Source organism: Amycolatopsis thermophila, assembly GCF_030814215.1.
GTDB lineage: Bacteria > Actinomycetota > Actinomycetes > Mycobacteriales > Pseudonocardiaceae > Amycolatopsis_E > Amycolatopsis_E thermophila.
In genome coordinates this window covers 3018628-3043894 of the sequence record NZ_JAUSUT010000001.1, presented here as the reverse complement: position 1 = coordinate 3043894, position 25267 = coordinate 3018628, and the positions used below count along the sequence as shown (strand labels likewise).

The 25267-nt window shown below is 71.8% G+C and carries 21 protein-coding genes; 10 read left to right on the top strand and 11 right to left on the bottom strand.

Annotated elements, in window-relative coordinates; genetic code table 11:
• Positions 1 to 57 precede the first annotated feature (57 nt).
• Complete coding sequence (locus FB470_RS15125) at positions 58 to 906, bottom strand: mechanosensitive ion channel family protein (RefSeq protein WP_306992145.1); 849 nt, start codon at positions 904 to 906, stop codon at positions 58 to 60.
• A gap of 366 nt (positions 907 to 1272) precedes the next feature.
• On the bottom strand, positions 1273 to 2208 hold the full coding sequence (locus FB470_RS15120; RefSeq protein ID WP_306992143.1) for a ribonuclease Z: 936 nt from the start codon (positions 2206 to 2208) through the stop codon (positions 1273 to 1275).
• Positions 2209 to 2332: 124 nt separating this feature from the next.
• Between FB470_RS15120 and FB470_RS15115 the strand changes: the two genes are divergently transcribed.
• Positions 2333 to 2755: a YciI family protein gene (locus tag FB470_RS15115; protein WP_306992141.1), complete on the top strand. Its 423-nt coding sequence runs from the start codon at positions 2333 to 2335 to the stop codon at positions 2753 to 2755.
• Between the two features lie 41 nt (positions 2756 to 2796).
• Positions 2797 to 4053, top strand: a complete 1257-nt coding sequence (locus FB470_RS15110) for an RNA polymerase sigma factor (protein ID WP_306999282.1) — start codon at positions 2797 to 2799, stop codon at positions 4051 to 4053.
• A gap of 635 nt (positions 4054 to 4688) precedes the next feature.
• On the opposite strand, the gene FB470_RS15105 is transcribed toward FB470_RS15110, so the two are convergent.
• On the bottom strand, positions 4689 to 5267 hold the full coding sequence (locus tag FB470_RS15105) for a TetR/AcrR family transcriptional regulator (protein ID WP_306992139.1): 579 nt from the start codon (positions 5265 to 5267) through the stop codon (positions 4689 to 4691).
• 81 nt (positions 5268 to 5348) lie between these two features.
• Here FB470_RS15105 and mca point away from each other — a divergent pair, with 81 nt between their 5' ends.
• On the top strand, positions 5349 to 6173 hold the full coding sequence (gene mca, locus FB470_RS15100; RefSeq protein WP_306992137.1) for a mycothiol conjugate amidase Mca: 825 nt from the start codon (positions 5349 to 5351) through the stop codon (positions 6171 to 6173).
• On the opposite strand, the gene FB470_RS15095 is transcribed toward mca, so the two are convergent.
• Genes FB470_RS15095 through FB470_RS15085 form a run of 3 tightly spaced genes read right to left on the bottom strand, consistent with a single transcriptional unit; the run spans position 6145 to position 9264 of the window.
• On the bottom strand, positions 6145 to 6804 hold the full coding sequence (locus FB470_RS15095; protein ID WP_306992135.1) for a rhomboid family intramembrane serine protease: 660 nt from the start codon (positions 6802 to 6804) through the stop codon (positions 6145 to 6147). The two genes, mca and FB470_RS15095, sit on opposite strands and share 29 nt — an antisense overlap.
• Complete coding sequence (locus FB470_RS15090) at positions 6801 to 7871, bottom strand: ABC transporter permease (protein ID WP_306992134.1); 1071 nt, start codon at positions 7869 to 7871, stop codon at positions 6801 to 6803. The genes FB470_RS15095 and FB470_RS15090 overlap by 4 nt, the downstream gene beginning before the upstream one ends.
• A 46-nt stretch (positions 7872 to 7917) precedes the next feature.
• A complete protein-coding gene (locus tag FB470_RS15085) occupies positions 7918 to 9264 on the bottom strand; it encodes an aminotransferase-like domain-containing protein (protein WP_306992132.1) in 1347 nt (448 codons plus the stop codon).
• Positions 9265 to 9325: 61 nt separating this feature from the next.
• Between FB470_RS15085 and FB470_RS15080 the strand changes: the two genes are divergently transcribed.
• Complete coding sequence (locus tag FB470_RS15080; RefSeq protein WP_306992130.1) at positions 9326 to 10096, top strand: alpha/beta fold hydrolase; 771 nt, start codon at positions 9326 to 9328, stop codon at positions 10094 to 10096.
• Between the two features lie 44 nt (positions 10097 to 10140).
• Here the strand turns inward: FB470_RS15080 and FB470_RS15075 are convergent, their stop codons facing one another.
• Together FB470_RS15075 and FB470_RS15070 are read right to left on the bottom strand one after the other, a co-directional pair.
• Positions 10141 to 10605: a MarR family winged helix-turn-helix transcriptional regulator gene (locus tag FB470_RS15075; protein WP_306992128.1), complete on the bottom strand. Its 465-nt coding sequence runs from the start codon at positions 10603 to 10605 to the stop codon at positions 10141 to 10143.
• Between the two features lie 68 nt (positions 10606 to 10673).
• On the bottom strand, positions 10674 to 11573 hold the full coding sequence (locus tag FB470_RS15070) for a LysR family transcriptional regulator (protein ID WP_306992127.1): 900 nt from the start codon (positions 11571 to 11573) through the stop codon (positions 10674 to 10676).
• Between the two features lie 144 nt (positions 11574 to 11717).
• On the opposite strand from FB470_RS15070, the gene FB470_RS15065 reads away from it, so the two are divergent.
• Together FB470_RS15065 and FB470_RS15060 are read left to right on the top strand one after the other, a co-directional pair.
• The gene (locus FB470_RS15065; protein ID WP_306992125.1) at positions 11718 to 12545 is read left to right on the top strand and encodes a phosphoribosylaminoimidazolesuccinocarboxamide synthase; all 828 of its coding nucleotides are present in this window, start codon (positions 11718 to 11720) and stop codon (positions 12543 to 12545) included.
• Positions 12546 to 12700: 155 nt separating this feature from the next.
• Entirely contained in the window at positions 12701 to 13756 is a 1056-nt protein-coding gene (locus tag FB470_RS15060; protein WP_306992123.1) for an SDR family oxidoreductase, read from the top strand.
• 43 nt (positions 13757 to 13799) lie between these two features.
• On the opposite strand, the gene FB470_RS15055 is transcribed toward FB470_RS15060, so the two are convergent.
• Positions 13800 to 17186, bottom strand: coding sequence for a choice-of-anchor D domain-containing protein (locus FB470_RS15055; protein ID WP_306992121.1), 3387 nt, complete (start codon positions 17184 to 17186; stop codon positions 13800 to 13802).
• Positions 17187 to 17408: 222 nt separating this feature from the next.
• On the opposite strand from FB470_RS15055, the gene FB470_RS15050 reads away from it, so the two are divergent.
• The 4 genes from FB470_RS15050 to FB470_RS15035 all read left to right on the top strand — a co-directional run bounded on the left by FB470_RS15050 (position 17409) and on the right by FB470_RS15035 (position 23327).
• Positions 17409 to 17684: a glutaredoxin family protein gene (locus tag FB470_RS15050; protein ID WP_306992119.1), complete on the top strand. Its 276-nt coding sequence runs from the start codon at positions 17409 to 17411 to the stop codon at positions 17682 to 17684.
• A 1405-nt stretch (positions 17685 to 19089) separates the two neighbouring features.
• Positions 19090 to 19647: a TetR/AcrR family transcriptional regulator gene (locus tag FB470_RS15045; protein ID WP_306992117.1), complete on the top strand. Its 558-nt coding sequence runs from the start codon at positions 19090 to 19092 to the stop codon at positions 19645 to 19647.
• A 139-nt stretch (positions 19648 to 19786) separates the two neighbouring features.
• The gene (locus FB470_RS15040; RefSeq protein WP_306992115.1) at positions 19787 to 20326 is read left to right on the top strand and encodes a hypothetical protein; all 540 of its coding nucleotides are present in this window, start codon (positions 19787 to 19789) and stop codon (positions 20324 to 20326) included.
• A 244-nt stretch (positions 20327 to 20570) separates the two neighbouring features.
• A complete protein-coding gene (locus tag FB470_RS15035) occupies positions 20571 to 23327 on the top strand; it encodes a PQQ-dependent sugar dehydrogenase (RefSeq protein ID WP_306999279.1) in 2757 nt (918 codons plus the stop codon).
• Positions 23328 to 23376: 49 nt separating this feature from the next.
• Here FB470_RS15035 and FB470_RS15030 read toward each other — a convergent pair whose 3' ends face one another.
• Together FB470_RS15030 and FB470_RS15025 are read right to left on the bottom strand one after the other, a co-directional pair.
• Positions 23377 to 24219 carry a MurR/RpiR family transcriptional regulator gene (locus FB470_RS15030; protein WP_306992113.1) on the bottom strand — a complete coding sequence of 281 codons (843 nt, stop codon included), beginning with the start codon at positions 24217 to 24219 and terminating at the stop codon, positions 23377 to 23379.
• Positions 24216 to 25256 (bottom strand): zinc-dependent alcohol dehydrogenase family protein, encoded by a 1041-nt coding sequence (locus tag FB470_RS15025; RefSeq protein WP_306992111.1) that lies wholly within the window; start codon positions 25254 to 25256, stop codon positions 24216 to 24218. Before FB470_RS15025 ends, FB470_RS15030 begins: the two co-directional genes overlap by 4 nt.
• Between the last annotated feature and the right edge of the window lie 11 nt (positions 25257 to 25267).

Below are 25267 nucleotides of genomic sequence, written 5' to 3'. Positions count from 1 at the left end.
AGGACGCAGAGAACGGCCGGTCCGTCTCCGGACCGGCCGTGTCTCCCTGTGCTCCCGTCACCGGAAGCTTTCCGGCGGACGCATGGTCGCGCCGGTCTCCGACCCCATGCTGCCGGTCGGCCGGCGCATCTCCTGCGTGGCCGCCTCCGAGCTCGGCGAGCTCGGCGTGCTCGCGCGCGTGGCGTCCTCGCGACCCCGCTGGTAGGCCTCGGCGTGCGCCCGGGCCGACGGGATCTGCTCCTCGGCGCGGCCCAGCCAGCGCTCCCAGCGCTGCTGCATCGGCTTCACCAGGCCGCCGCCCATACCGACGATGACGACACCGGCGACCATCGCGAGCACGGTGACCAGCACCGGCGTGGTGACGGTCGTGGCGACACCGATCTGGTTCAGGGCGGCGATGATGCCCAGCGCCCAGATGAAGACCGCGGCGATCGTGCCCAGCGTCTTGCCGTAGGACAGCCCGCTGAGGGCCCCGCTGATCAGGTCCTTCACCGCGCGGGCGATGGCACCGGCGACCACCACGATGATGATCGCGACCGCAGCCCGCGGCAGCCACGCGACGATGCCCGTGAGCAGGCCGCTCACCGGGTTCGGACCCCACACCCCGAAGGCGAACTGCAGGGCGATCAGCAGCACCGCGTAGTACACGAGCTTGGCGATGATGTCGGAGGCGTCGTACTTGCTCTTGGCGAGCGCCTGTTTGATGCCGCCGCGTTCGACCACCCGGTCGAACCCGACCTTCTCGAGCACCTTGTCCACGATCTTGCTCAGAGCTTTGGCGATCAACCAGCCGATCACCAGGATGACCAGGAACGCGACGAACTTCGGCACGAATGTCGCCACCGCGCTCCAGGCGTTGGACACACCCTGGCCGAAGTCGACGGCCGCCAGGTTGGATGTTGCCACTGGCCTTTCTCCCTTCCGTTGCAGGAGCACCATGCGCCCCGTTTCTGAAGCGCTTTCGACCAAGTGGCTACCCACGCCTCCGGCAGCCACACCTTGGTGAGCTGCGAACATCCCCCACATGTGTGATGCAGGTCCCACACCGGCCGGCGTCCCGGACCGTCGCCGACCGGCGGTTCCACGCTCGTCGAGAAGGCCGCGCCGACAGCCGGGAACACGGCCACCGCCGCTGCTTCCGCAGGTCAGGGGGCCCGCCGGGTACGCGGACCCGGTGATTGCCGGGCCGGCCGGTGCACGCGCCGCCCGGATCACGACGTGCCGACCAGCACACCCGGCGAAGAACGGTTCCCGGGGCGAGCCCAGCGCCGGCTACTCCGCCACCAGCCGCGCCGCGCGTCGCGTCGGCACCGCGATCCGGCTGATGTCCTCCGCCACCACGATCTCCCCGCCGAACGCCTCCGCCGCCTCGGCGCGGAACAGGCCGGCGTCGCCGTACCGCTGCGAGAAGTGCGTCAGCACCAGCTTCCGCACCCCGCACTCGGCCGCCACGCGCCCGGCCTGGGCGGCCGTCAGGTGCCCGTACCGGGTGGCCAACGCGGCGTCCGCGGACAGGAAGGTCGACTCGACCACCAGCATGTCGGCACGGTCGGCCAGCTCGAACACCCCGTCGCACAGCCGGGTGTCCATCACGAACGCGAACCGTTGGCCCCGGCGCGGCGCGCTCACCTCGTCGAGCTCCACGCGCCGCCCGTCGACGTCGACCGCGCCGTCCCGCTGCAGCCGGCCCACCACCGGTCCCTGAACGCCGAGAGCGGCCAACCGCTCCGGCAGCATCCGCCGGGTGTCCGGCTCGACCAGCTGGTACCCGAACGACTCCACCGGATGCTCCAGCCGCCGCGCCACCAGCCGCCCGAACACACCCGTCGCGATCACACCCGGCTCCGCGACCGGCGCTTCGACCAGCTCCGCGGTCTCGTGGAACACGCTGGCGTGCCGCAGCCGCGCGAAGAATTCCGCGCCCGAGGCCGGGAAGTGCGCGACCACCGGGTGCCGGACACCATCGAGGGACAGCCGCTGCACCACGCCCGGCACGCCGAGGCAGTGGTCGCCGTGGAAGTGGCTCAGGCAGATCCGCGTGATCGCACTGGCGGCGACCCCGGCGAACAGCATCTGCCGCTGCGTGCCCTCGCCGGGGTCGAACAGCAGTCCTTCGCCGTCCCACCGCAGCAGGTAACCGTTGTGGTTGCGGGTCCGGGTCGGCACCTGGCTCCCGGTCCCCAGCACGACGAGCTCACGCACGGACACGTGCCGACCCTACGGCCCGCGAATTCCCGAAAGAAAATTGTCCCGTCTTGTCGAAACGCCCGGTGCCCGATCGATGCCATGGTGACAGTCCCGCGGGGACGACCACGGAAAGCAGGGAGACGACATGAAGTTCATGGTCCTGGTCAAGGCGGACGAGAACACCGAGGGCGGCGCGATGCCGACCGAGCAGGATCTCGCGGAGATGGGCAAGTTCAACGAGGAGCTGGTCAAGGCGGGTGTGATGCTCGCCGGTGAGGGCCTGCTGCCCAGCTCGAAGGGCGTGCGGCTGCGCTACTCGGACCAGGGCACGACCGTGCTCGACGGCCCGTTCACCGAGACCAAGGAGCTGATCGCGGGATTCTGGATCCTCGAGGTGTCCTCCCGCGAAGAGGTCATCGAATGGATGAAGCGCGCGCCGTTCCAGAACACCACGATCGAGATCCGGCAGGTCGCCTCGGAGGAGGACTTCGGTGACGCGATGACTCCGGAGCTGCGGGAGCACGAGGCGCGCCTGCGCCAGCAGGTCGAGCAGCAGCAGGGCCGGTAGGGCCTTGCCGTCGGCGGGGTGAGGTGGTGTGCTCGGTGACCGTGACGGTCACCGAGGCACATCGCACGATCGACGCCGTCTGGCGCATCGAGTCGGCCAAACTGATCGCCGCGCTGGTGCGCATGGTGCGGGACGTCGGGCTGGCCGAGGAGCTGGCGCAGGACGCGCTGGTGGCCGCGCTCGAGCAGTGGCCGTCCGCGGGGGTGCCGTCGAACCCGGGCGCGTGGCTGATGACGATCGCCAAGCGCCGCGCGATCGACCACTTCCGGCACCTGAAGATGGCCGAGCGCAAGCACGAGGAGCTGGGCCTCGACCTGGAGACCACGCAGGACGCGATCGCGGTCGAGCCGGACGAGGTGCCCGACGACCTGCTGCGGCTGATCTTCACGGCGTGCCACCCGGTGCTCAAGACCGAGGCGCGGGTGGCACTCACGCTGCGGCTGCTCGGCGGACTGACCACCGACGAGATCGCCCGCGCGTTCCTGGTGCCGGAATCCACTGTGGCGCAACGGATCGTGCGGGCGAAGCGCACGCTCGCGCAGAAGAAGGTGCCGTACGAGGTGCCGGTCGGCGCCGAGCTGGCGGAGCGGCTGGGGTCGGTTCTCGAGGTCGTGTACCTGATCTTCAACGAGGGCTACTCCGCCACGGCCGGCGACGACTGGATGCGCCCCGCGTTGTGCGCCGACGCGATGCGGCTGGGGCGGATCCTGGCCGGGCTGGCGCCGCAGGAGCCGGAGGTGCTCGGGCTGGTGGCGCTGATGGAACTGCAGGCGTCGCGGTCGCGGGCGCGGGTGACCGCCGACGGCGAGCCGATCCTGCTGATGGACCAGAACCGCGCCAAGTGGGACCGGTTGCTGATCGGGCACGGACTGGCGGCGCTGGCGCGGGCGGAGAGCCTGTCCGCGCGGCGCGGCCCGTACACGCTGCAGGCCGCGATCGCCGCGTGCCACGCCCGGGCGGGGACGCCCGAGGACACCGATTGGGCGCGGATCGCGGCGCTCTACGGCGAGCTGGCACAGGTGACCCCGTCGCCGGTGGTGGAGCTGAACCGGGCGGTTGCGGTGTCGATGGCCGCTGGGCCGGAGGCGGCGCTGCCGCTGGTGGACGCGCTGACCGCCGAGCCGGCTTTGGCCCGCTACCACCTGCTGCCCACCGTCCGCGGCGACCTGCTGGCCAAGGTGGGCCGCTTCGAGGAAGCCGAAGCCGAGTTCAGCCGGGCGGCGTCGCTGACGCGGAACGCCCGGGAACGGGACCTGCTCCTCGCCCGCGCGAAGCAGGCCTCCGCGGGCAACGCCTGACGCGCTGACCAGTCCTGCCGCAGGCTTGATGCGGCGGGTGGTGCCCCGTTGCACCACCACGGCCGGCCCCGTGCACGCCGTCGGTTTGGCTGCGCTCGGGCCGCGGCTGCGGGCTGTTCGCCCGCCCGATGGGCGCCGGCCAACGGGCCCGATTCGCGTGGCCGCGCGTGTTGACTCAGCACGGCCACGGGCCCGAAGCGCTGGGCACCCGGATGCGCCGACACGACCGCGCCCCGCGCACGCCGTCGGTTTGGCTGCGCTCGGGCCGCGGCTGCGGGCTGTTCGCCCGCGCGATGGGCCTCGGCCGCGGGCCTGATTCGCGGGACCGCGCCTGTTGGGTCAGCACGGCCACGGGCCCCGATGCCCTGGTGCCCGAATGCGCCGACACGACGCCCCGCGCACTCCGTGAATGGCCCGCTACGCAAGCCACGGCGGGCCGGGCCGGGCCGTTCGCCCACGCCCGTTGAGCGCCCGCCACGGGCCTGACTCAGCGAGACCGGCCCGCCGAGTCAGGGGCCAACGCATCGGGCGGCACGTGATGAGCCAACACGCTGCCCACCGCGCCGGACCGCGAGCCCTGGCCGCGCCGAGGCCGCCCGCGCCCACCCACGGCGGCCCGGGCGGCGGGAGGCGTGTCAGCCGAGCACGCCCAGTCCTGCCTCCAGCAGCTCGAACATCCGCACCCCGAGCGGGCCGACCTCCTGTCGCACCTGCTCGTCCGCCGCGCCCGCCGCGATGCGGTGCAGCACCTCGTCGAACAGGGCACGGTGCACCCCCGCGATCTGGACCGCCGCCGCTCGGGCCGTGTCCGGGGGCAGGTCCAGTGACTCCGCCAGCGCCTTCTCCCGCTCCTCGTGCAGCTCCCGCAGCCGGGCGAGCAGCGTCGGGCTGGCGACGACCATCCGCGCGAACTCCGGGCCGGCGAACCCGAGGAGCGCGTCTCCGCGCGCGAGGCCGTCGAACCACGCGTGGCGGTGCGCCAGGACCAGCGGACGGCCCCGGATGGCGGCCAGGCTCGCCACGAACTCCTCGTGCACGTCGAAGACCAGGTCCTCCTTGCGGGCGAAGTGGTTGGTCACGGTCATCTTCGCGACCTGCGCCACGTCCGCGATCCGCGCGATCGTGACCGCCTCGAACCCGTGCTCGATGAACAACCGCGTCGCCACGTCCGAGATCGCCTGCCGGGTCCGCTGCTTCTTCAGCCCACGCTTCACCCGCGCAGCCTATCGAAAAATTAGGCTTGACCCAAGATTAGGTCCGATCTAAATTAGGTCGAACCCAACAAAGGAGATCCGATGCGCCTGATGGCCGTCCACGCGCACCCCGACGACGAGTCCAGCAAGGGCGCCGCGACGCTGGCCCGCTACGCCGCGGAAGGCGTCGACGTCCTGGTCGTCACCTGCACCGGCGGCGAGCGCGGCGACGTCCTCAACCCGCGCCTGAACACCCCGGAGGTCCGGGCCGACCTGCCCGCCATCCGGCGGCGCGAGATGGCCCGCGCCCGGGAGATCCTCGGTGTGCGGCACCGCTTCCTCGGCTTCCGCGACTCCGGCCTCACCGACGCCCCACCCGCCGACAGCTTCGCGCGGCAACCACTCCACGACGCCGTCGAGCGGCTCGTCGACGCGATCCGCGACTTCCGCCCGGACGTGCTCGTCACCTACGACGAGACCGGCGGCTACCCGCACCCCGACCACGTCCGCACCCACGAGGTCGCCGTCGCCGCGTTCGACGCCGTCGCCGCGACCCCTTGGCGCATCGCGAAGTTGTACTACCTCGCCACGCTGTCCCGGCCGTGGTTCCAGGCCCTGCACGACGCGATGACCGCGCGCGGCATCGACTCCGGCATGGGCGAGGTGCTGGCCGAACTGCCGGAGACCGAGGTCGCGGTGACGACCCGCGTCCACTGCGCGGACTACTTCGACGTCCGCGACCGCGCCCTGCGCGCGCACGAAACCCAGGTCGCCCCGGATCACCCGTTCTTCCGGCACCCGCGCGACCTGGAACGGGCGGTGTGGCCGACCGAGGACTACGTGCTGGCCCGCTCGCTGGTCCCGGCCGAGCCGCCGGAGGACGACCTGTTCGCCGGTATCAGGGTTGCTTCGGCGGATCCAGCGTGACCGTCGGGTCCGCGGGCGCGGGCTCGACCTGCTTGCGCCGCCGCTCGCGGAACACCCATCCGCCGATCACGCCGGCCGCGAAGCCGAACAGGTGCCCCTGCCAGCTGATGCCCTCCTCGGCGGGCAGCAGCGCGGCGAACTGGTAGGCGAAGCACAGCGCCATCACGAGCCCGATCACGATGTCGATCGGGCGGCGGTCGAACAGCCCGCGCACGATGATGTAGCCGAAGTAGCCGAGTACGACACCGCTCGCGCCGACGGTGATCGTGTTGGCACCGGCGACGAACCACACGCCGAGCCCGCTGCCGACGATGATGAGCAGGGTGACGCCGAAGAACCGGCGCACCCCTCGGTAGGCGGCGAGGAACCCGAAGATGAACAGCGGCCCGGAGTTGCCCTCGATGTGGCCCCAGCTGCCGTGCAGGAACGGCGCGGTGAAGATCTCCGGCAGCGAGCTCACGTCCCGCGATTCGATGCCGAGGTCGAAGCTGAGCCGGTACCCGGTGGCCCAGTTGACGATCTGGACGATCCAGATGACGGCGAGGAACCCGACCATGACCCACAGCGCCTTGCGCGCCTCGGCGATCATGGCCTGGGCTTCCTCGCCGCTGGGCAGGGAACGCTCCTTCATCCGGTCAGGGTAGTGGAATCGCCGGCGTTTTCCCGCCGGATCCGCAACGCCGAGGCCAGCACCGTGACCACGAGCCCGGCGACGCCCCAGATCAGCAGCACGAGGATCGGGCGACCGGTCGCGTGCCCGCCGAAGTACACCTCGTTGCGGATCGCCGCGGTTCCGGCGCCGTTCGGCAGCGCGTCACCGATCGCGCGCCAGAACGTGGGCAGCAGTTCGGTCTGGTAGGCGCCGCCCGCGCTCGGGTTGCCGAGGATCACGAAGATCAGCACGGTGATGCCGACACCGATGACCCCGAACAGCACCTGGAAGGCCATGGTCACGGTCGCCGCGGCGAAGGTCAGTGCGGCGCCGATCCACCACACGCTGACGAAGTGGCCGGTGAGCGCCCCGAGGAGCTGGTCGACGACGAGCGCGCCGCCGAGCCCGGACACGATCGCGTACGGCACCATCGCGGCGAGCCGGATCGCGGCGCGGCGCAGGGTCGCCGGCCGGGCGCCCTTGGCGATGCCGAGCGCGGCGGCGGCGAGGTAGCCGCCGACGAGCCAGCCGACCACGGCGTAGAAGGCGGTGAGCCCGCGGCCGTCGCCCGGTTGCGGCGCGACGAGGTCCTGGACGGTCAGGCCGCGGTGCTGGGCGGCGCCGAGCTGGGTGAACACCTGCTCGACGGCGGTGGCGAGCGCGGGGCCGCCCGCTGTGGCGACCAGGAGGGTGTCGGTCGTGCCGGCGGTGTCGACGACGTAGGCCGCCTGGACGTCGCGGGTGAGGATCCGTTGGCGCGCCTCGTCCGCGCCGGTGCTGACGGAGGCCTCGATGGGCGTGCCCTCGATGGCGTTGATCCGGTCGACCGTCTGTTGTGGACCGACTACGGCGACGGCGACCCGGTGCGGTGCCGGGCTGTGGAAGGCGCCGACGTAGGACAGGATGAAGCCGAGCTGCAGGAGCAGCACGCCGATCACGAGCAGGACGGTCCGCGGGGCGATCGCGTCCCGCAGATCGGCGGCGAGGCCGCCGGGCGGCTCGGGTGCCGCCGAGGCCGCGGGCGGGTCGGTGTCTTCGGTGGCCATGGTTTCCGAACCTAGGCGCGCCGGCGCCCGTCCGCGCGGCGAGCGTTCACTCGATGCCGCTGTCCTCGGGACTCGACCGGGCCAGCGTGGCCAGCGTCTGCAACGCCCCGGCCAGCACGTCCGCCGGCGGGGAGGCCAGCGCCAGCCGCACCGCGTTCGGCGCGCGGCCCGGCCGCACCGCGTTCGGCGCGCGGCCCGGCCGCACCGCGAACGCCGCCGCCGGGGTGACCGCGATCCCGGCGCGCGCGGCGGCCGCCACGAACATCTCCGCCCGCCACGGCTCGGGCAGCTCCCACCAGCAGTGGTAGGCGCGCGGGTCCGCCCGCACGTCGAACCCCGCCAGGCGCGTGCGGACCAGTTCCTGCCGGGCCGAGGCGTCCGCGCGCTTGGCGGTCTCGATCTTCGCCAGCGTGCCGTCGGCCATCAGGCGCGTCGCCGCGGCCATCGGGAACCGCGCCGCCGCCCAGCCGCCCGACCGGACGGCCGCGGTCAACCGCTCCCGCAACGCGGGCGGCGCCACGACGAACCCCAGCGACAGACCCGGCGCGAGCCGCTTCGACAGGCTGTCCAGCACGACCGTCCGTTCCGGCGCCAGCTCCGCCAGCGGCGCGACGTCCGGCCGCAGGAAGCCGTTGATCCCGTCGTCGATCGCCGGCAGGTCCCGCGCCCGCAACTCTTCGACCAGAGCCCGGCGCCGCGAGTCCGGCATCGTCACGCCCAGCGGGTTGTGCAGCGCCGGCTGCAGGTACACCGCGCGCAGCCGCGGCGGCAGGTCCGGCAGCACACCGTGCTCGTCCATCTCCAGCGGCACCAGTGTCACGCCGAGGCGCGCCGCGATGCCCTTGACCACCGGGTACGTCAGCTCCTCGACCCCCAGCCGCTCCCCGGCCGGCACCAGGGCGGCGATCGCGGCCGCGATGGCCTGCCGCCCGTTACCGGTGAACAGCACCTGCCCGGGCTCCGGCGCCCACTCGCCGCGCGCCAGCACCCGTGCGGCCTCCTCCCGGGCCGCGGCGGTTCCGGTCACGACCGCGGGCCGCAGTGCGTCCCCCAGCACGTCCGGGCGCAGCAGCGGCCCGAGGCTCGCGGCGATCAGCTCCGCCTGCTCGGGCAGCAGCGGGAAGTTCAGCTCCAGGTCGACCGTCGCCGCGGCGGGTTCGGCGAGCGCGGACTCCGGCTTGGGCGCCCCCGCTCGCACGAACGTGCCGCGTCCCGTCTCCCCGACCGCCAGTCCGCGCCGCACCAGCTCGCCGTAGACCCGCGCGGCCGTCGACTCCGCGATCCGGTGCTGCCGGGCGAACCGGCGTTGCGGCGGCAGGCGGTCGCCGGGCCGCAGCCGTCCCGCGGTGATGTCGGAAGCGACCGCGTCGGCGATCGCCCGGTAGTCGCGCATGATTGCTCCGAGTGCAATGTTTCTATTGCACCGAGGTTATCACGAGTCCTACCGTCGGGACATGGACATCGCGTACGACGACAAGGGCTCCGGGCCGGCACTGGTCCTGGTCCACGGCCACCCGTTCGACCGGTCGATGTGGGCGCCGCAGCTGGAGCACTTCGGCGCGGGCGGCCACCGCGTGATCGCCCCCGACCTGCGCGGTTACGGCGACAGCACCGTCGTCCCCGGCACCACGCCGCTGGACGTGTTCGCCCGTGACATCGTGGGGCTCCTCGACCGCTTGGGCGTCGGCGAGTTCGTCCTGGGCGGGCTGTCCATGGGCGGCCAGATCGTCCTCGAGGTGCACCGGCTGTTCGCCGACCGGGTCCGCGGGCTGGTTCTCGCCGACACCACGCCGCGGGCGGAGACGGACGAGGGGAAGCGGTTGCGCGCCGAGATGGCCGCCAGATTGCTCCGAGAAGGTCTCCGACCGTACGCCGACGAGGTCCTGACGAAGATGGTCGCCCCGGCCAACGTCGCCGCGATGCCGGACGTCGCCGAGCACGTCCACCGGATGATGCGCGAAACCTCGCCCGAGGGCGCCGCCGCGGCGCTGCTCGGCCGGGCCGAGCGGCCCGACTACGTGCCGATGCTGGGCGAGATCCGGGTACCCACGCTGGTCGTGGTCGGCGACCAGGACGAGTACACCCCGGTCGCCGAGGCCGAGTTCACGCACTCCCGCATCCCGGGCGCCGAACTGGTGGTCGTCGAGGGCGCGGCGCACATGCCGAACCTGGAGCGCCCGGACGCCTTCAACGCGGCCCTGGCGGCCTTCCTGCAGCGGTCGTAGGCGGCCCGCGCCCGGCGGTTGGCCTGCGGCGGCGTGGTGGTGTCCTAATCGCCCCGCGCGAGGTGGTGCTGGAAGAGCTTGCGGCTGAGGCGGCCGAGTTCGGCGAATTCCTCGTCCGTCAGCGGGGCGACCACGTGGCGCCGGACGGCCTGGCGGTATCCGGGTGTGACGCCGCGGAGGAAATCGGCCCCCTCGTCGGTCAGGACGGCGTACAGGCCGCGGCGGTCCGTCGGGTGTTGTTCCCGGCGGACCCAGCCCAGCCCGGCCAGCCGGGTGATCCGGTAGTTGAGCCTGCTGCCCGGCGAGAACAGCACCGCGGCCAGCTCACCCATTCGCATGCGACGGCCGGGTGCGCCGTCCAGCCGGGTGAGGATTTCGTATTCGGCGTGGGAAATCCCCGCGGCCTCGTGCAGGTGCCGTTCGAGCGCGCGCTGCACGAGCGTGTGCGCGCCCAGGTAGTGCACCCAGGCCCGGAGCTGGTCGTCGGACAGCCAGGGGCGCTCCTGCATGGACCCTCCCAGTTGATCGGCAGCGCCGGTGGAGGCTGGAATATAACGCGAAACGGATCACGCGTCGCCTAATGCAGGCACCGCTCGACGTGACCGGGCACCAGAATCGCTTTCCGGCGGAGGATTTCGGCGAACGCGGCGGTCACCGGGTCGGCGCCCGACCGGGTGTAGGCGGCGAGGGTGCGCCGCACCGGCGGGTCGGGGCGCAGCAGCTGCCCGGGGAACCGCGGCGGCAGGACGTTCGCCGGGACCAGTGCCGGCCCGAGACCGGCCGCGGCGAGTGACGGCGCGGCCGCCGTCTGTTCCGTCCGCACCGAGGCCCGCGGCTGGAACCCGGCGGCCGCGCATACCTGGTCGAGCAGGTCCGCCAGCCCGTTGCCGGGCGCGTAGTGCACCCACTCCCGGTCGGCGAGGTCGGCCAGCCGCACCCGCGCCGACCCGGCCGCCGGGTCACCGGGTGGGACGACCACGACGAACTCCTCCTCGCCCAGCGGATGCACCGGACCGTCCCAATCGGACGGTGCGGGTCCGACGGCCAGGTCGGCCTGGCCCTGCGCCATCGCGGCGGCCAGCTCGTCCGCGTGCCGGTGTTCGAACAGCCGCACGTGCACGTCCGGGTACGCGCGCCGCCACGCCTTGAGCACCGGCGGCAGCACCCCGAGGCTCAGCGAGTACACGGTCGCCACCATGATCTCGCCGCACTGCAGGTCCGCCGCCTGCCGCGCGGCGGACACCGACTTCCGGGCCGCCGCCAGGGTGGCGCGGGCGTGCGGCAGCATCGCGCGCCCCATCGGGGTGAGCCGCACCGACCGCGGCAACCGTTCCAGCAGCGGCCCGCCGGTGGCCCGCTCCAGCGCCCGCACCTGGTGCGACAACGCGGGTTGCGTCACGTGCAGCAACTCGGCGGCGCGGGTGAACGAGCCCGCGTCGACGATCGTCACCAGGTACTCCAGCTGACGCAGCGTCATGAACGCAGCTTATGCGACGGCGACGAGAGTGCGGCCCGGTTCATGACGCCGGACCAGGAGGAACCTCGAGCAAGGTCGAGGTCAATGCCCGCTGAGCAGCAACGTAGGATGGACCCGGCGGATTCAGCGACACGGGACGGGACGATGAAGCACATCTACGCGGGCAAGGTCCGGGAGCTCTACTCCGACGGGGAGGACATCCTGCTCGTCGCGTCCGACCGGATCTCGCTCTACGACGTGGTGATGCCCACCCCCATCCCGGACAAGGGCAAGCTGCTCACCCAGCTGTCGCTGTGGTGGTTCGAGCACCTGACGGAGATCGTGCCCAACCACGTGGTGTCCACCGACGTGCCGGAGGAGTTCGCCGGCCGCGCCATCCGCGTGAAGCCGCTGAAGATGGTGCAGGTCGAGTGCATCGCGCGGGGCCACCTGACCGGCCTGGGCCTCAAGGAGTACCAGAAGCGGGGCACGGTGTCCGGCGTCCAGCTGCCGCCCGGCCTGGTCGAGGGCAGCAAGCTGCCCGAGCCGATCTTCACCCCGACCACGAAGGCCACCGAGGGGCACGACGAGTTCATCACCTTCGACGACGTCGTCGCGCAGGAAGGCCGGGAGACCGCGGAGCGGCTGCGCGACCTGACGCTGGCGATCTACCGCACCGGCGCCGAGCGGGCCGCCCGGAACGGGATCATCGTCGCCGACACGAAGGTCGAGTTCGGCTGGGACGCCGACGGCGTGCTGACCCTCGGCGACGAGGTCCTCACCTCCGACTCGTCCCGCTTCTGGCCCGCTGACCGCTGGCGGCCCGGGCGCCCGCAGTTCTCGTTCGACAAGCAGTACGTGCGCGACTGGGTGAGCGGCACCGGCTGGGACAAGACCCCGCCGGCGCCGGAGATCCCGGCCGACGTGGTGGCGACCACGCGCAGCCGCTACATCGAGGTCTACGAGCGGATCACCGGCCGGACCTGGGGCTGAGCCGCCGCAGGTGCACCGGCGCCCGGCCGGCGGGGCGGTCCGTCGATGGGGAACGGTTGCGCTGCCTGCCGTCAGGCGGAGCCATGAACGTTGCTCATGGCTCCGCTGACAAAGAGGACTTCGACTTATCGGCGGGGCCGGCGCACGCTGGTCCCATGAACAACGAACGCAAGGTCGCCCTGGTCGCCGGGGCGAACGGGGTCATCGGCGGGAACCTGGTCGACCACCTGGTCTCCCTCGGCGACTGGGACGTCATCGGCCTGTCCCGGCGCGGCGGCGCGGACCGCGGGCGCGTGCGGCACATCGCGGTCGACCTCCTCGACCCCGCCGACGCCAGGGACAAGCTCCGCGGCCTGACCGAGGTGACGGACGTCTTCTACGCGGCCTACCAGGACAAGCCGACGTGGGCCGAGCTGGTGCCGCCGAACGTCGGCATGCTGGTCAACCTCGTCGACGCGATCGAACCGGTCGCGCGAGGGCTGCGGCACATCAGCCTGATGCAGGGCTACAAGGTCTACGGCGCGCACCTGGGCCCGTTCCCGACGCCGGCCCGCGAGGACGACGCCGGGCACATGCCGCCCGAGTTCAATGTGGACCAGCAGAACTTCCTGGAGCGGCGGCAATCCGGCAAGGCCTGGACGTGGTCGGCGCTGCGGCCGTCGGTGGTGTGCGGGTTCGCGCTCGGCAACCCGATGAACCTGGCGACGGTGATCGCGGTGTACGCGTCGATCTCGAAGGAACTCGGTGTGCCGCTGCGGTTCCCGGGCGAACCCGGCGCCTACACCTCGCTGCTGGAGATGACCGACGCCGGCCTGCTCGCCAAGGCGACCGTGTGGGCGGCGACCGACGAGCGCTGCGCCAACCAGGCGTTCAACATCAACAACGGTGACCTGTTCCGGTGGAGCGGCCTGTGGCCGAAACTGGCCCGCTGGTTCGACCTCGAGGTCGCGCCGCCGCTGCGGATGTCGCTGGAAACCGTGATGGCGGACAAGGAACCGCTGTGGAACGAGATGCGCGAGCGGTACGGCCTGACCGCGTCCTACGACGAGGTGTCCGCGTGGCGGTTCGGCGACTTCGTGTTCGGCTGGGACTACGACGTGATCGCCGACGGTTCCAAGGCGCGCCGGTTCGGCTTCCACGAGTTCGTCGACACCGAGGAGATGTTCCTGTCGATCTTCGACGACCTGCGCAAGCGCAAGGTCATCCCGTGAGGAACGGGGAGGCCACCGGTGCGGATGGCCTCCCCGTTTCACGTCAGTACCGCCGGTCCACGACCGTTCCGTTCGGGTACCACTGGATGTAGCCCCACTGGAAGTTGTTCCGCCGCCCGCCGTCGGCGGCGAACTCGCCCGAGGTCGGGTAGCCGAGGTAGGACGTCTCCCAGCCGAGCCGGGCCCAGCGGTCCCGGATGGCGCCGTAGATCTCGTGCGCACCCGTCGACGGCGACCAGTAGACCGACGCGGCCTTGCTGAAGTGGTTGTACTTGCCCACCCCGTCGGGCGCGGTGAGCTCGTCGGTCACCGGGTAGCCCATCGGCCCGGCCTCCCAGCCGGTCTGCTGCCACACCGTCCGGATCGCACCCCAGATCGAGTGCGCCCCGTTGGCCGGGGTCCAGTAGATCGAGCCGTCCTTGCTGAAGTGGTTGTACCGGCCCACGCCATCGGGTGTGCCCAGCTCGTCGGTGGCCGGGTAGCCGAGGCCGCCGGCCTCCCAGCCGAGCGCGGCCCACTTGTCGCGGATCTGGCCCTGGATCGCGTGGGCACCGCTGTTCGGCGACCAGTAGATCGAGGCGCCGTCCGCCCGCGAGAAGTGGTTGTACCGGCCGATGCCGTCCGGCGTGGCCAGCTCGTCGGTCACCGGGTAGCCCAACGGCCCGGCTTCCCAGCCCAGCTGCGACCACTTCGCCCGGATCGCGCCCTGGATGGCGTGCGCCCCGCTGTTCGGCGACCAGTAGATCGAGCCGCCGTCGGCCTGTTCGAAGTGGTTGTACCGGCCGATGCCGTCCGGCGTGGCCAGCTCGTCAGTGACCGGGTAGCCGAGCGAGCTCGACGGGCCGCCCATCGCCTTGTACCGCTCCAGGATCGCGCCCTGGACCGCGTGCGCCCCGGTGTTCGGCGACCAGTAGATGGTGCCGCCGCGGAAGTCCTGCGCCTCACCGCCGTTCGCGGTCGGGTACTGACCGGACACCGGGTCGCTCAGGTAGGAGTCCCGCGCGCCGCCGAGCTTGTTGTAGTAGTCGGTGATCGGGTCCATGTTGCCAGTCAGGGTCACGATCTGCGCGCCCCGGCCGTCGTCGCCGGTGATCTGGTACTGCGCGGAGGCCGGGTAGGCGTCGGCCGGCGTGAACGTCACCGTCTGCTGCAGCTCGTCGCCGGGCGGGAGCACCTGCCCCTCGGCGAGCGGGTCGTCGGTGTGGAACACGCCCTCGGGCGCCTTGGCCTTGGTGATCGTCAGCGGCACGGTGCCGGTGTTGGCGATCGTGAAGGTCTTCGTCACCGGCTGACCGACCGCGACGATGCCGTAGTCGACGAGCTCCGGCTCCAGCGTGAGCTGCGGCTGGCCGGACAGCGCGGTCGCGTTGAGCGGTACCGTCACCGAACCCTGGTCGCTGGTCACGGTGAACTGCGAGCTCTCCGGAACACCGGTGTCGGTGCCGCCGGACGGGGTGTACACGACGGACACCGTCAGCGACGCACCCGGCTGCAGCACCGTTCCCGTGGACGGCAGGGTGTTCGAAGTGAACGAACCGGTCGGTCCGGTCACACCGGTGATCGTCTCGGCCTGCGTGCCGGTGTTGACGATGTTGACGCCGAGTTCCTTCGCCGCGCCGGTGCGCACCGGCCCGAAGTCCAGAGTGGACGGACTAGCGCCGAGGCCGGGCTGGGTGCCCTGGCCGTGCAGGTCGAGCGCCGCGGTGCCGGCGTTGGTGGTGAACGTCATGCTGCCGGTGGCGCCGCCCCACGTGGTGGGCGTGAACGTGACCGGGACGGACAGCGTCTGGCCCTTGGTCAGCGTCACGGGTGCGCCGAGGGCGGCGGTGAACGGCGCCTCGGTGGCGACGCCGTTCACGGTCAGGTCGCGGTTCGCGGTCACGGTGACGGTGCCGCCGGTCGTCTGGCCGACCGGCGCGGAGCCGAAGTCGTAGGGCTTGGTCGCGAGCACGGCCGTCGTCGGGCGGCCGAAGCCGTACAGCTTGCCGTCGCGGGTGCCGGCGTACACGCGACCGCCGTCGGTGCCCGGCACCGAGAACTTGGTGGCGGTGCCGATGGGCGCCGAGTAGCGCAGCTTGAGCACGCCGTTGACCGGCACCGGGTCGTAGGCCCGCAGCTGGGCGTTCGCCCCGGTCGGGCCGGTGCTGTAGATGACCCACACCAGCGCGGAACCGGAGGTGGTGCCGCTCGAGGTGACCACCGGCGAGCCCGAGGTGTAGCCGAAGTTGTCGGCGGTGGTGCCGACCGAGGTCAGCGACGGCGCGGCCGAGTTGTACTTGAGCGCGCGCAGCGGGCCGCTGGCGCCGACGACGTAGACGTAACCGCCGTCGCCGCCCCAGAACGCGGGACGCCCCCACACGCCCTGGAAGGGACCGGTCATGGCGACGACCTGGTCGCCGCCGTTCGGGCCCTGGCCGGAGCCGCCGAGGTTGTCGGCGTCGAGCAGGTAGATGCGGCCGTCCTTGCCGACCTGGACGACCATCCGCGGGTGCGCGGCGTTGCCGTACCCGGCCGGGATCGCCATCGGGCCACCGGAGCCGAGGTCGGCGTCGTCCTGGTTGAGCTTGGTGTTGTCGTGCGGGCTGAAGAAGCTGACCGGGGTCAGGTTGCCGTCGGCGCCGACCTGCAGGCGCACCACGGACTCGCCGAGGGTGTTGGGCGGCAGGTCGCCGGGGCCGGGCGCGGGCGCGACGCCGTTGCCGGTGGCGACGATGATGCGGCCCGTGCCGTCGGACACCAGGCCGGAGCCGGACTGCCAGATGCCGCCCTCGTCGGAGGCCGCGGCCTCGGTCGCCCACATCGTGGTCTGCGCGCCGTTGGCCGCGTCGACGCCGACGACGTAGCCGACGTACGGGGTGCGGTCGCAGTGGCTCGCGAAGCCCAGGTAGACGACGCCGTCGAGGAGCAGCAGGCCGGGGCGCTGCATGGCGGTCATCGGGTTGAAGGGGACGGCCGGGTTGTTGCTCGGGGCGCCCTTGATCGTGGTGGGGAAGCCCGTGCGTTCGGCGCCGGTCTTCGCGTCGAGGGCGTGCAGGTACCAGTGCGGGTGCTGGGCGTCGGGGCCGTCGTCGACCTTCGAGGTGAAGTAGACGGTTCCGGTGCCGGGGTCGTACACGGGCGTTGCGGTGACGCCGATGTTCGGGGTGAGGTCCTGGCAGCTGACGGTCGCGGCGGCGAAGGGCTTGCCGAACGAGACGTGCCACTTCTGGGCGCCGGTGACCGGGTCGAGGCCGTACGCCTGGTTGTTGTCGGTGGCCGCGATGACGACCCCACCGGCGACGATCGGCTGGGCGTAGATCTGCCCGTCCAGTTGAGCGGCGAAAAGCTGGCCGAAGTCGGTGGCGCTCACCTGCGCCGGCGCGAGGCCGGATTCGTCGTCGTCCCAGCCGGTGCGCAGAGTGTCGTGTGCGGCCGTGGTGTTGTCCGCCACAGCGGTCGGAGTCGCGGTGACGGCCAACGCGCCAACCACGAGGGGTAACAGCGCACGACGAAATCTGTGCATCTTTCGAGACAACGGGCCTCCCCCGTGCTGCAGGGAGCGGGACGGGTTCGTCACGCTGCGTTCGGTTTATTCGAGAAGTGCCACCTTCGTGTTACCTGCCTTCGGATCACGACATCACAACGTCGTCTCGTGAGCGGTTAACCTGAACGCATGAACACTGAGCGCACCGGCGCGGGCACGGTCGAGTTCTACTGGCGCCCCGGCTGCGGCTTCTGCATGGCGCTGCGCGCGGGGCTCGAGCGTGCCGGCCTGCCGTTCACCGAGGTCAACATCTGGGAGGAGCCCGGAGCGGCCGAGCGGGTCCGCGAGGTGGCCAACGGCAACGAGACCGTGCCGACGGTGTTCGTCGGTCCCGCGGCCATGGTGAACCCCACCGTGGACGAAGTGCTGGCCGCGGTGCGTCAGCACGCGCCCGAGCTGCTCTGAGCTGTTTCCGCCGTCGGGTGGGGCAGCGGGCCTGCCGATGTGCGTTGCTGTTTCCGCGGTCGGGCGGGGCGGCGGGCCTGCCGATGTGCGTTGCTGTTTCCGCGGTCGGGCGGGCCGGCAGGTCTGCCGATGTGCGTTGCTTCGCGATAGACGGTCGGGGGCGCGCGGCGCGCCACGGGTGCCGGTCGCTTCGCAGCCGGGTGCGGGCGGGCGGCCTGCATCGGATGTCCGTCGCTTTCGCAGCCTGGTGCGGGTGGGCTGCCTGTCGCGGCTGCGTGCCGTTCCGCGGTCGGGTCCGGGCGGGCGGCCTGCCGCGGCTGCGTGTTGCTCCACGGTCGGGCACGGGCGGGCTGCCTTATCGCGGCTGCGTGTTGCTTCGCGGTGGGGTTGATCTACGCCTGATCTAAGTTGCCTCGGCTGCCCCGACGATTCCCCTTGCGGCGGCACGAGGTTCCCTTTCGGAGACCAGCGAGCGGGCCAGCCGCACCGGCACGAGATCCTCCTCACACCCCCGGCGAATGGCCCAGCCGCGCCGTCACGAGGTTCCCTTTCGCGCCCCGACGAGATCCCCTCTGGCGCCCAACACGCGGTTCCCCTTCACCTGCCAACGAACAGCCCAGCCGTGCCCCGCGAATGGCCCCCTCACGCGGCGACGAACAGCCCAGCCGCGGCCGCGCGAAATTCCTTTCCCGCCGGCAGCTACGAAATTCCCCCCAGCGCGGCGACGAGCACCCCGATCGGGCACGGACGGGACCTCGTCCCCGCTCCCCTCCCCGCTCCTCGCTCCTCGCTCCTCGCTCCTCTACGAGGTTCCTCCTCGTGCGCCGACCAGTGGCCCGCTCGAATGCCCACGAGAATCCCCCAGCCGCGAGATTCCCCCGCACGCGCCGACCGGCGGCTCACTCGGACGCGCCCACGACAATCCCCCGCCCGCAGACACGAAATTCCCCTCTCGCGGGGACGAGAATCCTCTCGCGAGCCGACCGGTGGGCCACTCGAGCGCGCACGAGAATCCCCCGCGCGCCACCACGAAACCCCCTCCTCGTACAGCCACGAGAATCTCGCTCGTATAGCCACGAAGTGCCCCCTCGTACGGCTGCGACTCGCCCGGCCGAACGCCCACCACTGATCCAGTCACAGACCCGCCACTCGTCCAGCCAAGCGCCCGCCACTGGTCCAGTCACAGACCCGCCACTCGTCCAGCCAAGCGCCTGCCGCTGGTCCAGTCACGCGCCCGCGACAAGCCCAGTCGCAGCCCCTCCAACGTCCCAGCCGTCCCTGGGCCCACAACCCTCCAGCCGCCCGACCCACATCCCTCCAGCCGTCCCTGGCCCCACAACCCGGACCCCACGAACCGCCCACAAGAACCGCCCACCCGTACCTACCAGTAGGTACAGTAGAAACCGTGGACACCCCGGAGCGACTGATCCGCAGCACCCAGGAACTCCTCTGGGACCGCGGCTACGTGGGCACCAGCCCGAAGGCCATCCAGCAGCACGCGGACGCCGGCCAGGGCAGCATGTACCACCACTTCACCGGCAAGGCGGACCTGGCACTCGCGGCCATCCAGCGCAGCGCCGGGGAATTGCGCGCCGAGGCCGAGGCCGCCCTCTCCGGGAACGGCACGGCCCCCGAGCGGATCGAGGCGTACCTGTCGCGCGAACGCGACGTCCTGCGCGGCTGCCGGATCGGGCGGCTGGCCCAGGATCCGGACATCATCGCCAGCCCAGAACTCCGCCGGCCCGTGCACGAGACCTTCGAGTGGCTCCAGCAGCGCATCAGCCGCGTGATCGACGAAGGCCGGCAGCGCGGCGAGCTCCCGCCCCACCTCGACCCGGACGCCACCGCCGCCACCATCGCCGCCGCCGTGCAGGGTGGCTACGTGCTCGCCCGCGCGGCCGGGTCGCCGGAGCCGTTCGAACGCGCCATCGACGGGGTGCGGGCGTTGCTGAAGGTTGACTAACCGAGGCGCAACGCGCGATTTCCCAACACACACGGTAATTTGGACGCTGTTTTACCACCCTGCCTGCTTCTAGTTCACCCGGTTGCGGTACAAATGCGCGCAACTGTCGGTATGCCTTCGCGTCCGAAAGGTGGGTCCGGTGAACGACGAAGTGTCGGTGGCCGAACTGCTCGAACGCGAGGGTTGGACCGAGCAGGAGCGCAAGCCGCGATCCCGGATGCAGGTCGTGGCGGTCATGATGGCCGTCATCCTCGGGTGCGGCCTCGCCGCGATCCTGGTCAAGGTCGGCGCCGACACCCAGCCCGACGACCAGGCCGCGATCTTCAGCCTCCCGCACGGCCCGACCGGCGGCCTCGCCGGCGGCGGCCTGCCCGAGCAGAACAGCAGTGAGCGCACCAACAGCTCCACCCACGTCGTCGTGACCAACGAGTCCGCCGGCGCCGAGGACGGCGACGACGGCATCCCGTGGCAGACGAAGTCCCGCACCCACACCTCGACCGCAACGGTCACCGTCACCGACTCCGGTGATCCGCCGACCTCCGGCACCGAGACCGGCACCCCGGCCGACCCCGGCCAAACCGGCACCACGCCGAGCGGCGGACGCACCACCAACCCGACCACCACGACGCCCACCCGGCCGGCCCCGACCTGCGTCCTGTGGATCATCTGCCGGCCGTGACCCGGGCAGGCCCGCGGCCATCCCCAACGTCCGTCCACAAGGGACCCCGCGGGCCCCGGCAGAAGCAAGGCGATCACCGGCGAGAGCGCGTTCGGGCAAGGACCTCGCATCACAGGTCAATAACTGACGGCAACGAATTCCCTCTTTCAGGCGAAGAGAAGGCGTACGCCTGGAAGGGGGATACATGCACTCTCGGTGGTTACTGAGGCGCGTTTTCGCGCTCATCGGGACCGGCTTGATCACACTGGGGCTGGTGACGGCGATCTCGGCTCCGCAGGCCGCCGCCGCGCCGCCCCCCGGCTTCGTCCTGCTCGACCAGGCGACCGGCCAAGCCGCCTTCGACCTCACCGACTTCGCCTACCTGCCGGACGGGAGTTTCCTGAGCACCGCCAAGAGCGGCAAGCTGAACTGGACGTCCGCCGATGGCAGCACCACCCGCACGCTGCGCACCCTGACCGTCCGCAACGAGGGCGACCTGGGGCTGGTGGGCGTCGCCGTGGCGCCCGACTACGCCACCTCGAAGGCCATCTACCTGATCCGCTCGGTGCCGAACGCGACGTCGTTCACGCTCCGGCTGGCGAGGTGGACGGTCACCGGCTCGCCCGATCCGACCGGGATCAGCGGCGAGCAGACGATCATCGACCTGCCCGGTGGTTCCGACGTCCACGGCATGACCGGCCTGATCGCCGCCGACGACGGCACGCTGTGGCTGTCCATCGGCGACAACGCCGACTACACGCGCGTGGACCCCAACGCGCTGCGCGCCGTCGACGTCAACAGCCTGCAGGGCAAGATCCTGCACCTCACCGCCGACGGGCGCGGTGTCCCGGCCAACCCGTACTACGACGCCGCCAACCCCACCGCCGCCCGCAGCCGCGTCTTCGCCAGCGGGTTCCGCAGCCCCTTCCGGTTCACGCTCGACCCGAGCAGCGGCCTGCCCGTCGTCGGCGACGTCGGCTGGAACGAGTGGGAGGAGCTCGACCTGGTGCAGCCGGGCCGCAACTACGCCTGGCCGTGCTGGGAGGGCAACCACCTGACCCCCGGTTACGCCGAACTGCCCGGCTGCGCGTCGGTGACGAACACCGCGCCGCTGTGGGAGTACCACCACGGAAGCGCTTCCAACCAGGGCAACAGCATCACCGCCGGCATCGTCTACACCGGCACCAGCTACCCGCAGGAGTACCAGGGCGCGTACTTCTTCGGCGACTACGTCGGCAAGAAGCTGTGGACGGCCCGGTGGAACACCGCGGGCACGCTGACGCAGGCACCGCAGGACCCGCCGTGGGCCACCGACATCGGCGGCCCGGTCAAGTTCGCGGCCGCGCCCAACGGCGACATCGTCTACGCCGACATCTACACCGGCAAGCTGCGCCGGCTCAGCTTCCCGACCGGCAACAGCAAGCCGGTGGCCAAGGCGACGACCACCACGGATCCCGCGACCCGCACCGTCACCTTCGACGCGTCGGGGTCCAGCGACTACGACGGGGACACGCTGACCTACTCGTGGGACTTCGGTGACGGCACCGCGGGGACCGGCGTGACCGCGTCCCACACCTACACCGGCGACGGCCCGTACACCGCGACGCTGACCGTGCGGGACAAGCTCGGCGCGGCGGGGACCACGACGTTCACCGTCGCACCGGCCAACCACACGCCGGTGATCACCCTGACCGATCCCGGCGCCGCGCAGTTCGCGGTCGGCGAGAACGTGTCGCTGTCCGCGACCGCCACCGACGCCGAGGACGGTCCGCTGCAGGTCAACTGGACCAGCACCGTGCTGCACTGCCCGGAGGAGGCGACCTGCCACTCGCACCCGGGCGTGGGGGCCAGTGGTGCGACGTTCACCCTCCCGTTCACCGATCACCCCGACTCGCGGATGGTCTTGACCGCCACGGTGACCGACAGCGCGGGCGTGTCGACGTCGACGAGCTACACGGCCTGGCCGCGGCGGCACCGCCTGACGCTGCTGTCGAACCTGCCCGCGTCGCTGCAGATCCCGGCCGAGGGCGGGGGCAACTCCGCGATGGTCACGGAGGGCACGACGCTCGACGTCGTGGCCGCGGAGACCGCCTCCGACGGCGCGTCGAAGTTCTCCGCGTGGGCCGACGGTCCCACCGCGCGAACCCGGACGCTGACCATCGGTGCTTCGGACGTGACGCTGACGGCGAACTACGCGACGCCGATCGACCAGCGCTACAACAACGACTCTGCCGTGCGCACGCTGCTCGGCGCCCCCACCGCGCCCGAGGTGCAGGACGGCAACGTGCGGTACCGCGTCTACCAGAACGGCCGGATGTACTGGTCGGCGCAGACCGGCGTGCACGAGGTGCACGGCGCGATCCTGGGCAAGTACCTCGAGCTGGGCGGTCACACCCGCTTCGGCGCGCCGACGACCGATGAGCTGACCACGCCGGACGGTGTGGGCCGGTACAACCACTACGTCGGTACGCCGGGCACGCTGACGGCGTCGGTGTACTTCTCGCCGAACACCGGGACGCACGCGATCTGGGGTGTGATCCGCGAGAAGTGGGCGGAGAAGGGCTGGGAGGCCGGGCCGCTCGGCTACCCGGTCACCGACGAACTGGTCACGCCCGACGGTGTCGGCCGGTACAACCACTTCAGCAAGAACGGCTCGATCTACTGGACGCCCGCGAACGGCGCCCACTCGGTCTGGGGCCTGATCCGCACCGTGTGGCAGCAGACCGGCTGGGAGGCCGGGCCGATGGGCTACCCGGTCACCGATGAACTGGTCACGCCGGACGGTGCCGGCCGGTACAACCACTTCAGCAAGGCGGCGTCGATCTACTTCTCGCCGTCGACCGGGGCGCACGAGGTCTACGGCGCCATCCGGGCGCGGTGGTCGGCGCTGGGCTGGGAAAAGTCCTACCTCGGCTACCCGACGTCGGGCGAGTTCAACTCGGCCGGCGGCCGGCGGAACAACTTCCAGTGGGGCTACATCCAGTGGTACCCGAACGGAACGGTCGTCGACCGGCGGTACTGAAGTGAGCGCGTGAAGGCCGCCCTCCTGGTGGGGGCGGCCTTTTCGTGCGTCAGTAGTAGAAGCGGAGGGTGTCGAGCAGGCGGTGGTCCGGCTTGGGGTCGCCCAGCTTCAGCGCGACCTCGGTGACCAGCGCCTGGGCAACGGCGAGGAGCGCGGTGAGCGAGCGGCTGTGCGAAACCCCGCTGGTCTCGGCGAACAACGCCACCTCAGCGGATTCCGCCAGGGGCGACGCCGGGTTGTCGGTCAGCGCGACCACGGGCAGCCCCGTCTCGCGCGCGTAGGACACCACCCGCACGGTGTCCGCCGCGTAGCGGCGAATCGAGATCGCGAGCAGAACCTCGTCCTCGCACAGTTCTTTCAGCTCGTCGGGCAGCGATCCGCCGCCGAGCCGGTGCACGGCGGGCAGGACCTCGCCCAGCCGCTGCGCGGCCAGGTCCGCCACGGCCCGGCACTCCCGCAGCCCGATGACGTGCACGCGCGGCGCCTCGGCGAGCAGTTCCACCGCCCGCAGCCAGGACGGTCGTTCCACCTGGCCGAAGGTGCGCGCGAGATTGGTCTGTTCCTGCTCCAGTGTCGCCGAGAGCAGGCCGCCCGGGCTCTCCGGCTCGCCGGCTTGCCCGGTGCGCCGCGCGACCTGCGCCTGCTCGGCCACCCACGTCCGGCACAGCTCCATGACGTCGGGATATCCGGGTAGTCCCAGGGAGTTCGCGAACCGGGTCACCGACGACTCGCGGACCTCCAGCAGCTTCGCGGCCTCGGAGATGCCGCGGTAGGCCGTGCCTTCCGGGTCGGCGAGCAGCAGGTGGGCGATGCGCAGCTGCCCCGAGGCCAGCTTCGGCAACCGGCTCCGGAGCAGCTCCGCCAGCTCCTGGTAACTCCCCGGCGCCTTCACACCCGCAGCTCCACCACGGTGACGCCGGCGCCGCCGACCGGATCGTCCATCGCCATCAGCGCCTCCGGCGCCTCGTCGAGCGTGATGCGGCGGCCAACGATCGCCCGGAGGTCCATTGTGGACCGTTCGATGAGCGCGAGCATCTCCGGGTACTCGTGGGCCTGGATTCCGTGACTGCCCAGCAGGACCAGCTCGTCGGCGATGACGCGGTGCATCGGGATCGGCGGCACGCCCTGTCCCGGTGGCATGAGGCCGACCTGCACGTGCCGGCCGCGCGGGCGGAGGCTCGCCACGGAAACCGCGCAGGTCTGCGGGAGCCCGACGCAGTCCAGCGAGACGTGCGCGCCGCCGCCGGTGACGTCCCGGACGGCGGCCGCGGTGTCGCCGGTCGCGTCCACGGCGACTTCGGCGCCCATCTTCGTGGCCAGCGCGAGCGCGTCCGGCGAGACGTCGACGGCCACCACGCGGGCACCCGCGGCGACGGCGAGCATGACCGCGGAGATCCCCGCGCCACCGCAGCCGTGCACGGCGACCCACTGCCCGGCGCTGACGCGGCCCTGCCGCAGCACGGCGCGGAACGCGGTGCCGAACCGGCAGCCGAGCGCGGCGGCGGTGGTGCTGTCGAGGTCGCCGGGCAGGCGGACCAGGTTGACGTCGGCGTGCTCGAGTGCGACCAGCTCGGCGAAGGAGCCCCAGTGCGTGAACCCGGGCTGGGTCTGGTTCGCGCAGATCTGCTGGTTGCCGCTGACGCACTGCTCGCACGCACCACACGCGCACACGAACGGGACAGTCACGCGGTCACCAGGTTGCCAACGGCGCACGCGGTCACCGGTGGCGACCACGCGACCGGCCAGTTCGTGACCCGGGACGTGCGGGAGCGCGATGTCGCTGTCGTGGCCGCGCCAGCCGTGCCAGTCGCTGCGGCACACGCCGGTCGCCTCGACCGCGACGACCACCCCGCCGGGTGTGGGCGCCGGGTCGGGCACTTCGCGGACCTGCGGTGTTGCCCCGAACTCGGTGAAGACGACTGCGCGCACCCCGACACCCT

Bases quoted from the DNA above. Each gene is read 5' to 3' on its own strand.
- FB470_RS15115 (WP_306992141.1), top strand. From the start codon at position 2,333: ATGAAGTTCATGGTCCTGGTCAAGGCGGACGAGAACACCGAGGGCGGC.
- mca (WP_306992137.1), top strand. From the start codon at position 5,349: ATGCGCCTGATGGCCGTCCACGCGCACCCCGACGACGAGTCCAGCAAG.
- FB470_RS15095 (WP_306992135.1), bottom strand. From the start codon at position 6,804: ATGAAGGAGCGTTCCCTGCCCAGCGGCGAGGAAGCCCAGGCCATGATC.
- FB470_RS15090 (WP_306992134.1), bottom strand. From the start codon at position 7,871: ATGGCCACCGAAGACACCGACCCGCCCGCGGCCTCGGCGGCACCCGAG.
- FB470_RS15085 (WP_306992132.1), bottom strand. From the start codon at position 9,264: ATGCGCGACTACCGGGCGATCGCCGACGCGGTCGCTTCCGACATCACC.
- FB470_RS15080 (WP_306992130.1), top strand. From the start codon at position 9,326: ATGGACATCGCGTACGACGACAAGGGCTCCGGGCCGGCACTGGTCCTG.
- FB470_RS15075 (WP_306992128.1), bottom strand. From the start codon at position 10,605: ATGCAGGAGCGCCCCTGGCTGTCCGACGACCAGCTCCGGGCCTGGGTG.
- FB470_RS15070 (WP_306992127.1), bottom strand. From the start codon at position 11,573: ATGACGCTGCGTCAGCTGGAGTACCTGGTGACGATCGTCGACGCGGGC.
- FB470_RS15065 (WP_306992125.1), top strand. From the start codon at position 11,718: ATGAAGCACATCTACGCGGGCAAGGTCCGGGAGCTCTACTCCGACGGG.
- FB470_RS15060 (WP_306992123.1), top strand. From the start codon at position 12,701: ATGAACAACGAACGCAAGGTCGCCCTGGTCGCCGGGGCGAACGGGGTC.
- FB470_RS15050 (WP_306992119.1), top strand. From the start codon at position 17,409: ATGAACACTGAGCGCACCGGCGCGGGCACGGTCGAGTTCTACTGGCGC.